The sequence below is a fragment of the Streptococcus mitis genome (assembly GCF_000722755.1).
Classification (GTDB): Bacteria; Bacillota; Bacilli; order Lactobacillales; family Streptococcaceae; genus Streptococcus; species Streptococcus mitis_CM.
The window spans coordinates 251892-265422 of sequence record NZ_JPFY01000015.1; the positions used below are offsets into that span (position 1 = coordinate 251892).

Annotated in this window: 8 protein-coding genes; 1 reads left to right on the top strand and 7 read right to left on the bottom strand. The window is 43.6% G+C overall.

The window, feature by feature from the left end:
- Window positions 1-8 precede the first annotated feature (8 nt).
- From SK578_RS09695 to SK578_RS09720, 5 genes are all read right to left on the bottom strand, one after another.
- Window positions 9-938 carry an ABC transporter permease gene (locus SK578_RS09695; RefSeq protein ID WP_001032153.1) on the bottom strand — a complete coding sequence of 310 codons (930 nt, stop codon included), beginning with the start codon at window positions 936-938 and terminating at the stop codon, window positions 9-11.
- Between the two features lie 324 nt (window positions 939-1262).
- Entirely contained in the window at window positions 1263-3143 is a 1881-nt protein-coding gene (locus SK578_RS09705; protein ID WP_042751803.1) for a beta-N-acetylhexosaminidase, read from the bottom strand.
- Complete coding sequence (locus SK578_RS09710) at window positions 3137-4006, bottom strand: ROK family protein (RefSeq protein ID WP_042751872.1); 870 nt, start codon at window positions 4004-4006, stop codon at window positions 3137-3139. The genes SK578_RS09705 and SK578_RS09710 overlap by 7 nt, the downstream gene beginning before the upstream one ends.
- Window positions 4007-4089: 83 nt before the next feature.
- Entirely contained in the window at window positions 4090-6735 is a 2646-nt protein-coding gene (locus tag SK578_RS09715) for an alpha-mannosidase (protein ID WP_042751804.1), read from the bottom strand.
- A 98-nt stretch (window positions 6736-6833) separates the two neighbouring features.
- Complete coding sequence (locus tag SK578_RS09720) at window positions 6834-8114, bottom strand: glycoside hydrolase family 125 protein (RefSeq protein ID WP_042751805.1); 1281 nt, start codon at window positions 8112-8114, stop codon at window positions 6834-6836.
- 170 nt (window positions 8115-8284) lie between these two features.
- On the opposite strand from SK578_RS09720, the gene SK578_RS09725 reads away from it, so the two are divergent.
- Window positions 8285-10372 carry a GH92 family glycosyl hydrolase gene (locus SK578_RS09725; RefSeq protein ID WP_042751806.1) on the top strand — a complete coding sequence of 696 codons (2088 nt, stop codon included), beginning with the start codon at window positions 8285-8287 and terminating at the stop codon, window positions 10370-10372.
- Between the two features lie 273 nt (window positions 10373-10645).
- Here SK578_RS09725 and SK578_RS09730 read toward each other — a convergent pair whose 3' ends face one another.
- Both SK578_RS09730 and adcA read right to left on the bottom strand, forming a co-directional pair.
- Window positions 10646-11530: an SPFH domain-containing protein gene (locus SK578_RS09730; RefSeq protein WP_042751873.1), complete on the bottom strand. Its 885-nt coding sequence runs from the start codon at window positions 11528-11530 to the stop codon at window positions 10646-10648.
- A gap of 493 nt (window positions 11531-12023) precedes the next feature.
- Window positions 12024-13529 carry a zinc ABC transporter substrate-binding lipoprotein AdcA gene (gene adcA / locus SK578_RS09735; RefSeq protein ID WP_042751807.1) on the bottom strand — a complete coding sequence of 502 codons (1506 nt, stop codon included), beginning with the start codon at window positions 13527-13529 and terminating at the stop codon, window positions 12024-12026.
- Window positions 13530-13531: the final 2 nt, after the last annotated feature.

The following is a 13531-nucleotide window of genomic DNA, read 5'->3' on the forward strand; positions in this document are numbered from 1 at the left end:
CCTCCTTTCTAGAACAAGGCTGAGTTTGGATCAACTCGTCTTGCAAGTAAGTTTGATAGGATAACCAGAATCAAGCCGACTACTGATTGATAGAGACCTGCCGCTGAAGCCATCCCGATATCTGCTGTCTGAGTCAAGCCATTATATACATATACGTCCAAGACATTGGTTACGTTATAAAGCTGACCAGCATTGTGGGGGATTTGGTAGAAGAGACCAAAGTCTGCACGGAAGATATTTCCGACTGCAAGGATAGTTAATACGGTTACCAGCGGTGTCAACTGCGGAATGGTGACATTGCGAATTCGTTGCCATTTGCTGGCCCCATCCACTGTCGCTGCTTCGTAGTAGGTTGGATCAATTCCCATGATTGTCGCATAGTACATGACACTGCTATATCCAAAACCTTTCCAAATACCTAGGAAAAGTAGGAGATATGGCCAGATGCCTAAGTTAGCGTAGAAATTAATTTCCTTCATCCCAATAGACTCTAGGAAATGGTTGAAGACCCCTTTATCAATGTTTAGGAAGGCATCTGTAAAGAAACTGATGATAACCCAAGATAAGAAGTAAGGGAACAACATGGAAGTTTGGAAGATCTTAACCATTCTCTTAGAACGGAGTTCACTGAGGATGATGGCAATCCCTACTGATACAATCAAACCGATAAAGATAAAGCCTAGATTGTAGAGGACAGTATTTCGAGTGATGATAAAGGCGTCTTTTGAACTAAACAAGAATCTGAAATTATCGAGTCCGACCCATTTACTATTCACGATACTATCTATAAATCCATTACTGGTCATGTGGTAGTCTTTAAAGGCAACCACGTTCCCAAATACTGGAATGTAGAAGAATAGAATCAACCAGAGTGCCCCTGGCAAAACCATCAAGAGAAAGATCCAATTGTCTCTCAAGGTTTTTGAAAACTTATTCATAATTTCCTCCCTTTTTTATTTTGATATCCATCTAAAAATTCCTTTTTAGACTTTTGATAACGATTACATTATTAGTATACTCCTATTTGAAGGTTAGGTTAAACTACTAATTATAGAAAAAACTCCACAAATTATTTTATGTGGAGTACTTGTTTAAGAAAGGGATGTTTCACGAGAAACACTCTGCTCAAGGCAAGGTGTTCTTGTTTTTATACTCAATGAAAATCAAAGAGCAAACTAGGAAGCTAGCCGCAGGTTGCTCAAAACACTGTTTTGAGGTTGCAGACGGAAGCTGACATAGTTTAAAGAGATTTTCGAAGAGTATTAAGTTGTATAAATCGTCGAAGCTGTCGCAATGGTATGCCACTGGTTGGCTGTTGTGGCTGCGAAGTTCTTGTCTGCGTAGAAGTCAGTAAATGGTAAGATTTCCACTTCTAGCTCATCGATACGGTCCAGCTGACCTGCCAGATAAGCCTCGATGCGGCTTTCTGCTCGCTTGATGCGTTGCAAGAGCCCGCCCATACGGATATCAACCGTATCCAAGCCAAAGACCTTGTTTTCCTTCAACCATTGATGACTAAAGAGGGCATGGAAGTCTTCAATCTCGCTTCTGAGTTTTGGTAATTCTTGTCTGGCGATTTCTTGCAAGCTTTCTTTATCACCTTCTTGGTAAGCCTGACGAATGCGCCGGCCCACATCGACTTTGCTACTTAAAATCTGATTCAACTGGGCCTGAGTTTCAAAGAGGTAGGCATAGTTGCCAGCTTTTTCTTTAATGTCAGCAAGAATCTCAGCTGTCTGAGCGAAGTGGGGCTTGTCCTGTTCAGGTGTCATATGTCGGTCAAGGATCGGACAGAGAACATCCTGATAAAAGACATAGCGGTTAGGATTGATCCCGCTGAGATTACCTGGTAGGTCTGGTAAAAGGTTGGCAAGGTCAATCTGCATAAAATCTTCAACCGATAGACCTGTATTGGTCTGGAAATGAGCAGACAAACGGTCTAAGTCATTGCGGTAGCTGAGTTCTGCCCAGATTTGCAGGCTTGGTAGGATAGAGAATTGGGCTGTTTCCCCACCATTATCCCCCCAACCAGTTACGATGACTTCTTTAATATCATTGGTACGACAAGCTTTATTGGCTTCAATAGCGATGAGACGGCTGAAATGGTTATTGGGTGTGAAACCAATCCACTTCCAAGCACCTCCTGCAAATGCAAGGTCATGGCTAATCTTGTGATGGTTGCGGAAGTTGCGATTGTATTTTTCCTCGCTATCCTGATAATAGTCCCAGTAAACCAAGGTCACACGATCTTTGAGGCGGTCTAGGTAGACACGAGTTTCTTCTGGAATTTCCACATCACGGTCGTACTGGCCATCTGCTGACATAAGTTTAAAGAACATATCGCTCCACATCTGGCAGTGGAAACCATATTTGTCAGCAATATCTAGCACGCGCTCCAAGTGTTGGCACATGAGGAGACTACGATCCACAACACCGTTCAATATCAAGTAGCGTCCCAAACCAACCAAGTGGGCTTCGTCCATCCCAATATTGACCTTGCGAGTCTTCAGTTTAGATAGAGTAGCAAACATGCCATCAATCAGGTCATAAACCTTTTCTTCGCCGATAAGAAGAATGTCCTCTACATCACGGAGTTCTTGCACTTCCTTGACACCCCATTTGACGAAGGCTGACAAGTGAGCCAAAGTCTGGATACATGGCACAAAGGTCATATCAAACTGCTGGGCATAAGCTTCGATTTCCTGCAACTCCTCTGCTGAATAAGCACCGCGGAAATAGCCAAAGTAAGGCTGCCCTTCAATCTGGTAAGTGTCTTCCATGTAGAGCTCAAAGGTTGAGTAGCCCATGAGAGCCAAGACCTCAACCATCTGCTTGGCAGAAGCCACATTCAGCACCGCATTTCTCGAACAGTCTGCCATGTAGGCTAAATCTTCATAAGCTGCTTGTTCTTCTATCTCTACTTTATCACCTTCTGCTAGAGCTGTTACCAACAAGGACAAGGCACGATAAAGTTGGTGAGATTTGCGATAAGTTAGTTGATAATGGCCACCCTCACCCTTGATAGAGATAGAGGCTTGGTCAGACTGAGCGACAGCTACTTCCACAGCTGGTAGAGAAATGTGCTTTTGAAGCAACTCTATAGCTTGATGTTGTTTACTGCTAATTCCTGTAAAAATTACCATTGATTTTCCTCCTGTAACCAGTTGACAAGGGCACCATAGAGATTGGCATCTGCATGATAGGTGCAGGCTTGGATAAGAGGTGCGACCGTGTATTCTTCGTAGGTATCAACAAAGTCATCTACAGCCTTCTTGACACCTTGAATAAAATCTGGATTTTGACTGATAGAGCCTCCCAGACTAATGACATCTGGATCGATAAGATATTGGATATTGAGCAAGCCTTGCGCCAGATTACGGTTCATGCGCTCAATGGCTTCTTGGCAAAGGGTATTTCCTGCTGCGGCCTCTTGGTAAATCTTGCGACCGTCCCAGTCAGTCTGACCAGATTTTTCAATCACGTAGCGCACCATATTTCCAGTTGACGCTAGTTGCGACCAGTTGTTGAGCTTTTCAGCAGGGGCAAGGGTGGTCATGTAGCCAAATTCTCCACCCAGGCCGTGGCGACCTCGATGAAGTCTACCATTGATAATCATGGCTCCGCCAATCCCTGTCCCAATCACGACACAGGCTGCATTTTCAAGCTCTGGATGAGCTAGTAATTCACTGAGTCCAACGCAGTTGGCATCATTTTCTAGATGGACAGGAATCTGATAAGAGCTAAGCGCCTCATACCAAGAAAATCCGTGGATGTAGGGCACCGCACTGAAGCCATCAATCACACCTGTTTCTTGATTGACCGCACCTGGAACGCTCATAGCAATCCCACTGTAATCCTGCTCTGACAAGCGTTGATCTAGCCAAGCTAGTAAATCCTCCAAACTTTCAGGCGTTGGAATGCTTGTCTTATTCAGTATTTTCCCATCAGGAGTCAGACTGGCAAACTTAATCCCAGTCCCTCCGATATCAATCGTTGCAATAGTCATTGTTTTTACCATAAAAAGGGGCGAATCAGCAGTTAGTTCTTACCTTTTCGCCCCTCCTTTCTCTTTATGTTTACTTTTTGAAATTAAATTTCTTCTTTTTTGATGAATTCTGTACGAATCTCTTGTGGTGAAATGAGTCCTCTATGAACTGGGTATGGTCGTTCAAGTAGGTCAAGGAAGAGATGTTGACTTTCTGGTACACGTACATTTTCACTACACATATTGTAGTAGCGAAGGACATAGCCTTCTTCATTTTCAGCTACCTTAAAGGCTGTTGGACAGATTTGCGGTATGCTGAGAACAGAATGGCTCAAGAGGCTACCAGTCGCAGCCACGCTTCCTTCTTGTTTAGCAAGCTGAAGGCTGGTAAATGGTGTCTGCAAGGCCTTAGCACGACGGAAAGCTGAGAAGCGTTCTTGGACTTGGTGGCATTCAAGCGCAAACTCGACTTCAAACTCACGCAAGCATTGTGCTTCTGGTGTTGGGAAGTAACCCCAGTCACCTAGCTCACCTGATGCACGCAAAATAGTCACTGCAATGGTGTCGTCTCCAAGGATTTCGTATTCATTCAATCCCTTGTTGGATACAGTCACACCTTTTTCATCGTCATACAGACTAACAAAGGCTTGTTGGTGTTGAGGATTTTCAGGATTTTCCCATGAAGCTGCTGGTTTGTTTGGTCGTGTCACTACCTCATAAATGCTTTCAGAATCATTACTTGAACGCTTGTTGTGAGTCTTGACCAAGAGACGGATACGGTGGTCTTTGGCAGTGTTAGTAAAGCGAGTCTTGCAACGGATTTGTGGATTATCAACGAAGACAGTCAACTCAGTTTCAAGAGGAATGCTTGTCAATTCTTCTGACCGTCCAGCCTCACGCTTCATAAACTCGATGATGCCTTTTTGCTCTTCTTCTAGCTTTTCATCTGCACTGACAGGCACGGTCAATTCATGTTTGAGCAAAATCTTAGCGTAGCGAGCTGTGTTTTCCAAGACCTCGTAGCCCTTAAGCTCTGCATAGATTGGCTCTGTTCCTTTTGGTTGGAAATAGATATACTCGTTTCCGATGTCCCCACGGTCTTCGAAGCGGATAAAATCTTCATAGGCTTCGTGAGTTGTCTTGTCATAGACTGTGATATTGTCATCCACACTCACCGTTACAAATGGAGTATCAATCACTCCGTTTTGGTAAATGCCTTCACGGTGTTCTTGCTCTCCTTCCAGCAATTGGAAGGTTGTCCAAGAAAGTGGCGCTAGGTGAACTGGAATTGTCACGCGCACTTGTCGAGCGATACGAGCTTGGCGGAACTTATCTTTTGGTAAATCGTACTCAAAATTAGCTCCGAGGTCTTCGATTTTAGCCTCTACAGGACGACCATCCAAGTCCTCCACACGATAACTTGGCAAGGTTAAGGCAGCCATCTTCTTGTATCCCTCTGTTGGGTGCAATTCCTTAAAATCACAAATCGCAACATCAATCACTGTGCTGACAGTATCAACCTTATCATGCAAGCCTGTGTTAATGACAGTAAAGAGATAATCACTTTGAGCCTTAGCTGTAGCGATTTTACCCTTCCATTCGTTAAGAAGATTTCTCTTAACAAAGTTTCCTACTTGGTTGACCTTGGCAAAACGTGTCTCCATCTCACGGTGAACTTCATCCACGCTACAACCACAGATACTATCATGCGGCGCATTTTGCAAAAGTGTTTTCCAAGCATAGGTCAACTGATCCTTGTGGTTGTGGCCCCCAGTGATAATCGTCAAGGGTTCTACAACTTGCTCTAGGAGGTTGCTATTTTCTTGGAAGGCTTGTTTGAGATAAATACGAGATGAAGAAGTGTTGGCAAGTGTGTACCAGCCGTCTGTTTCCTGACTGGTCAACTCACCTGTAACCGTTGATAACTGCTCTGGTAGGGCACTTTCCACAGCTTGAACATATTCATCAAAGGAACTATGAACAAAGGTTACATCTGGGAAGAGTTCATTTGCCACACGAATGGCTTCACTCAGATTTTTCTGTACAGGCTGGTGATCACATCCGTTCATCATCAACCATTGGTTGGTCGAAGCGTAGTCACGCACGTCTGCCAGTTTTTGTTTCCAGAAGGTCAAGGCCTCGTCTTTATCAACTGGAATTTCATTCCCATTACTATACCAGTTGGCAAAGAGAATCCCGAGGACACGACTTCCGTCCGCACCCTGCCAGTACATTTCTGAAAACTGGGAAGTAAACTGCTCATCTTCGAGAACTTGGTTGTCAAATCCAATCGGTTTCACACCACGACCAAAGGCTGCCACGTGAATGCCTGATTTTTGAAGGATTTGAGGAGCTTGTCCCATATTTCCAAAAGTATCTGGGAAGTAACCAATCTGAGTAGATTTGCCCCATTTTGCAGCCTCCTGCTGACCGATAAGAGTATTACGGACATTGGCTTCACTTGAAATCAAGTAGTCATCTTGCAAGATGTAAAAAGGACCAATTTTAAGTTTGCCTTGGTCGATGTATCGTTGGACTTTGTCGCGGTTTTCAGGGCGAATTTCCAAGTAGTCATCAAGGACAATGGTTTGACCATCCAAGTGGAAACTCTTGAACTCAGGGTCATTTTCAAAGAGATCAAAGAGATTGTCAAACAATTCCACCAACTGCATACGGTGGCTTTCAAAAGGCAAGTACCACTCACGGTCCCAGTGACTATGTGAGATAATATGTACGACAACATTTTCCATGAAGTAAAACCTCATTCTAAATTTAAATTTTTATTGTTAACGTTTTAAATGTAAATTTGTGATTCTTTCCAAGAATCAGTTGCGCTAAAGCGTGTTCCTTAGCGGATATCCAAGTAATCCAAGACCAACTCACAGAACATCATGTTAGCCCAAGAGAACCATTCACGAGAGTAGAGAGTTGGGTCATCCACGTGGAAGCTTTCATGCATGACACCTGTCCCCCCATCGCAGGCAACCAGCTGATCCAGCAAGAATTTCTTCTCTGCCTTATCCCTTGTTGTCAAACCTTGGATAGAAAGGGCGATTGGCCAGATATAGCGATAGAAGGTATGAGAACTTCCGAGACCGCTAGCGTATTCTCCATGGTAGAAGTATGGATTTTCAGGGCTCAGAATGGTACGACGAGTTGCTTGATACACCTCATCATCGACCGAACAGTAACCCAGATAAGGTGCAGCCAGCAGACTTGGTACGTTTGGATCATCCATGATGCTGGCATTTCCTAGACCATCCACTTCAAAGGCATAAATCTTTTCGCCCTTGCTGTTGCTTGTGTAGGCGTAGTTTTCAATTCCTTCTTGAATTTCATCCTGGAGACGCTTAGCATCAGCAATAACACTCTCGCTATCAGCTAGGTCTAGTTCTGCAAAGATTTCTTGAACATAACCCAAGACTACTACAGCAAACATATTTGACGGAATCAAGTAACTATACTGACAACAGTCATCACTCGGACGAAAAGCTGACCAGGTCATGCCTGTCACTGCAAAGTCAGGGCCAAATCCATCATTTATCAAGGTGTCTTCCTTGCGGTCCGTATCCCGAACAAAACGATAAGGAGAGTTCTTGTGGTCTTGTTCCACTGTCCACAGATGAAGAATTTCCTTGGTCGCTGCGACAAAAGTCTCATCAAACTGACTAGTCTCGCCAGTCTCTTTCCAGAGGAGATAAGCCAGCTGCAAAGGATAGCAAAGCGAGTCTACCTCGTACTTGCGTTCCCAAATCCAGCCGTTAAGGTCTGTGTGGTCAGTCTCATGGTGACCCTTCCAATTCTCCTCAATGTTAAAGGAATTGGCATAAGGATCCTTGAGAATCAAGGTCATCTGACGCTTGACCAAACCTGCAATGGTCTGACGCAGGAGGGCATCTCTTTTAGCCACATGAAGGTAGGGTCTGAGTTGGGCTGTTGAATCTCGAAGCCACATGGCAGGAATATCTCCTGTGAGCACAAAGGTTGAGCCATCTTCTAGGATTTCAACCGTATTGTCCAAGGTGTCTGTATAGCAACGCTCAAAGACATCCACCCACTCCTGATGGTCCTTGGCCCGCTCTGCTACTTCATCCAGCCAATCTCTAACAATTTCTTTTGAATAAATCATCGTGCAGTATCCTCTTTCAAACAAGTTTCATTTTCAGTATATAGCTTTTGAGACAGAAAATACATACACAAATGATAGTCATTTTTCTACAAAATAGTTATCTTTGAAACTCCTTTTCTAAAGGCTATCTTTTTCTGATATAATGTAGAAAAACAGCTAAAGGAAAGACTATGAAACCACTACTTGAAACCATCGATACCCGCTTTGGAACTGCCAGCAAGCATGCCTTTTCTCGGGGAAATACCCTGCCATACACAGGCGTGCCTTTTGGGATGAATTACTTTGTACCCCAGACCAGTGACCAGGAGGGCTCTTGGTTTTTCGATCCACATCTGCCTATTTTTCAGGGGATTCGATTAACTCACCAGCCCAGTCCTTGGATTGGGGACTACTCTTGGCTCCTTCTGACACCTGTCACAAGTCAACTAGGTGGAGACAGCCTCTTTCACCGCCAATCTTCCTATGACATAGATAAGACCTCTTTCCAACCCCATTATCTGAAGATTTTCTCCCTGCGCTATCAGATTGAAACCCAGCTCACACCGACTTGCTACGGTGCTTCTATTCGTTTGGAGCAAAAGCAAGGAAAAGCTCTCTCCCTCTATCTCCACGCAGCAGATGAACTGACCGTAGAGCAAGTAGATAAGCGGAATCTTGCCCTGCGACAAGAAGGAAAAACTGAAACCAACAAAAATCCACTAACGATGTTCACTGTCCTGCAAATGAATACGGATATCCTTGCTATCAGCCAAGAAGGTGGAGACTGGAGAATCGACCTGGCAGATAGTCATGCTGAAATTCAGCTAGCGACTTCTTTCATCTCTCCTTCTCAAGCTCTGCTTAATCTACCTCAAGAAGATTTTGAAGGCTGTAAAGCAAGTGCCCAAGCGGATTGGGAAAATCTCCTCCATCGTTTTGACATTATAGAGACAGGAGAAGCTAACCGAACCTTCTTTGACCACTGTCTCTACAGACTCTTCCTCTTTCCTCAGACTTTTTATGAGGTTGATGAATCAGGGCAAGCCATCCACAAAGATTTGGCTACTGGAACTGTAAAGCCCGGTGTCCTCTTTAGCAATAATGGTTTCTGGGATACCTTCCGCACCACATTCCCCCTCTTTGCCCTTATTATACCGGAACACTACCACCGATTCTTAGAAGGATTTCTCAATAACTACCGCGATACTGGTTTCCTTCCAAAATGGCTGACTCCAGATGAACGGGGTATGATGCCAGGTACACTTTTAGACGGTATTATCGCCGATAGCGCCTGCAAGGACATGGCCCCCGACCTAGAAGAAGAACTCCTCCAAGCCATGCTTGAAACAGCCAGCAAGTCCGACCCTCTCGGTATCAATGGTCGCCACGGACTAGCCCAATACCAAGAACTGGGCTACCTCTCTACCGACCACCACGAAAGCGTCAGCCACACCCTAGACTATGCCTATAGTGACTTTTGTATCTCTAGCTGTGCTGAAAAACTAGGTCAGAATGACATCGCGGAAACTTATAGAACTGCGTCACAAAATTACCGCCATCTATTTGACGCTGAAACAGGCTACATGCGAGCGCGAGACAGCCAAGGCAACTTCCGCCCTGACTTCTCTCCTTATAGTTGGGGACGTGATTATGCCGAATGTTCAGCCATACAAGCAACTTTAGGCGTTCTCCACGACATCCCAGGCTTAATCCAACTTATGGGTGGAAAAGAAACCTTTAGCAACTATCTTTTGAAAACCTGTCAAGATGCTCCTCTCTTTGAGACAACAGGCTATGGTTACGAGATTCATGAAATGAGCGAGATGGCTACTGATCCGTTTGGACAAGTCGCTATTTCCAACCAGCCGAGCTTCCACATTCCTTATCTCTTCCGCTACAGCGACTATCCTGACTACACTGCCCTTCTCATCAAGACTCTCCGTCAGAAAGCCTTTCATGCAAACTGGCAAGCCTATCCTGGCGATGAGGATAACGGCAGTCTCTCGGCCTGGTACATATGGTCAGCTCTCGGATTCTATCCGACCTGTCCAGGCAAACCAAGCTATGACATCGGAATCCCTCTCTTTGACCACCTCCGTATCTACCTGGCTAAAGAAGGTAAATCGCTGGATATCCATACTAAACAAAACCACAGCCATTTTAACTTTGTCAAAGAATGCCGACTGGACAAAACACTCGTATCAACTATCCAACACCAAGACCTCCTAAAAGCTGAGCAACTAACCTTTACACTTAGCTGGTTACCAAGTCATCGCTAAATAATAAAAAATCTGCAATCCCCAAGGTTATCCACAATCTGTGAATAACTATCCCAAACTGTGCTTAACTCTTGAGTTGCAGTAATTAAAACTACTTTATAGTCCTCAAAAGTTACTAAATTGGTCACACAAATAAGAATTATCACTAAAATAATCAGAAATTATCCACACTTATCCACAACCTGTTAGTAACTTTTGTGAATAGTCTTACTTAAGCTAAAACTTATCTCTCACGAACACTAAAAAGAGCCTGACTCCAGGCTCTTTAGTCTATTATTTCTTCTCAGCACGTAGAGCTGACAAGATTTGTGTACGGATATCATCCACACCATTTGGCGTATTTGGTAAAAAGATAGTTTGATTTCCTTTAGAGGCAAAGGTATTCAAAGTATCCAAATACTGGTTGGTCAAGAGGATGGACATGATTTGTTCTTCTGTCATGCCAACATTGGCTTCCTTGAGTTCGGTGATAGACTCTGCTAAGCCATCCACAATCGCCTTACGTTGTTGGGCAATCCCCACACCATGAAGGCGGTCCTTTTCTGCTTCGGCTTCAGCTGCAGTGACGATTTTAATCTTATCAGCTTCCGCCAATTCTTGCGCTGCGACCCGCTTGCGTTGCGCTGCATTGATTTCATTCATGGATTGCTTGACTTCTGCATCTGGTTCGACCTTGGTAATCAAAGTTTTCACGATAATATAACCGTAAGTAGTCATTTCTTCTGCTACTTGATGTTGAACTTCAAGGGCAATCTCATCTTTTTTCTCAAACAATTCATCCAAGGTTAATTTGGGAACAGAAGAGCGAAGAGCATCTTCGATATAAGATTTAATCTGAGATTCTGGACGCATGAGTTTATAGTAAGCATCTGTCACGCTCTGCTCATTGACACGGTACTGGGTCGCCACATTCATCATAACGAACACATTGTCCTTTGTCTTAGTCTCAACCACAATATCGCTTTGCAACAAGCGCAACTGAATCCGCGCTGCAATCGAGTCAATCCCAAAAGGCAATCGAATATGAATACCGCTATTGGCAACCTTTTGGTATTTCCCAAAGCGTTCAATAATCGCCACCGACTGCTGACGAACCACATAAACTGTACTCAGTGTGACTATCACCAATAGGAGCACACAAACCACCATAAAAATCATCAAAAATGTTGCCATTATCGTGACCTCCATCATTATTTTTCCTGTATTATAGCACATTTAAAGAAGGCTGTGCAGTTTTTACTGCGATTTTTCCTGAAATGTCAATAATTAGAGGTGAATTGTCACATTGTCGTCTAATCTCTTGCTAAAACAACTGGTAAAGAATTAGGTCTACCATGCTAGTTCTCTCTAACTCCGTTGATTATCAACATACTATCTGAGCTTTACAAGTCGTGGACATAGAAACGAAACAAGTAACGGTTAATCCCTTTAAAAGACTCACAAAAAACATCATTGAAGTGAACCGCACTCCAATAGTTCAAGCATTAATCAATGTTGATAATCTAAATTTGATGTGTATACTATTTTTGTCATCGGTTACCGATTACGTTCCTCAGGTATCTGAAAGGTATATAATGAAGTTACCACCTAGTACCCAACCCAATCTAGTATCCAAAAACCGACTAGTTCCTATGATCTAGTCGGTTTCTCATCAATGCGCCAACATTTCTTGGGCGATTTCTTGGCCAGATAGATTATCTGGGTAGTAGGTTGGCCAGTTGTCCATTTCTTCAAAGAGAGCTTCTTGGCTTGTTCCTCCAAAGAAGATATGGAAATGTTCTGCCTTCACTGGGGCGATATTGTGATCACTAAACTGAACATACTTGAACTGTCCAGCGTCTGCATCTGTGGCTTTAAAGAGGAAGCGCACGCCACGATTGCCTTTCTTGTAAGTTAAGATTTTCTTACCAACATACTTGTAGGTGAATTTCTTACTTTGTCCACCTTGAACAAATTCCATAGTGTTATCAGTGATATTAATCTTAGTCACATCTGTCTGATAGCCTTTTGTATAGTAAGCTTTGTACTCAGCCTGGGTCATCTTACCAGTCAACTTAGCCTTGTAGTCAAAGACTTGGTCAAACGTGCCATCTTCAAGGAAAGGATAAACTGATTGCCAGTTACCTACATAGTCACTCAAGGTGCGGTCCTTGACAGCTGCATCTTCAAAGTAACCATTTTGGACTGTCTTGGTATCCTCTGCCTTTTCAGGCTCGATTGCTGGGCCTTCTTGGTCTGTTGTTTGTTTTAGAGCCTTGAGATTTTTCTCCATCACGGAAATATAGTTTTCGCCAGCCTTGGTATCCTCTTCTGTCAGACTTTCTAAAGGATTAAGAACATCTGTTTTGACACCTGCTTCTTTTGAAAGTGTGTTAGCAAGAGCTTGTGAGGCATTTTCTTCAAAGTAGATATAGGCAATTTTATTTTTCTTGATGTACTCTGTCAATTCTGCCAAGCGAGCAGCTGATGGCTCGGCATCTGGAGAAAGGCCTGAGATTGCGACTTGTTTGAGTCCATAGTCCAAGGCCAGGTAGTTAAAGGCTGCATGTTGCGTTACAAAGCTCTTTTGTTTGGCTTGAGACAAGCCTTCTGCATAAGCCTTATCCAAGGCTTGCAATTTTTCGATATAGGCAGCAGCATTCTTCTCAAAGGTCTCTTTTTTATCCGGATAATCTGCTGATAAGCTGTCACGGATGTGCTCTACTAGTTTAATAGCACGAACTGGTGATAACCAAACATGGGGGTCAAACTCATGGTGATGGCCTTCTTCTCCATGGTCATGGTCTCCCTCTTCTTCCTCACCACCTGGTAAGAGCAACATATCACCTGTCACCTTGATAGTTTTCACCTTTTTCTTATCCAAAGTATCTAGCAATTTAGGAACCCATGTTTCCATGTTTTCATTTTCATAAACGAAAGTATCTGCATCTTGGATTTTGGCAACTGCCTTGGCAGACGGTTCGTATTCATGAGGTTCTGTACCAGCACCGATTAGGAGTTCTACATTAGCAGTATCTCCTGCGACTTGCTTGGTAAATTCATAGACAGGGTAAAAGGTTGTCACGATATTTAGTTTGCCATCTGCCTGCTTTTGATTGGAGCAAGCCACTAAAAACAAGGCACATAGACTGGCTAGCAATAAGCTAATTTTTTTCACAT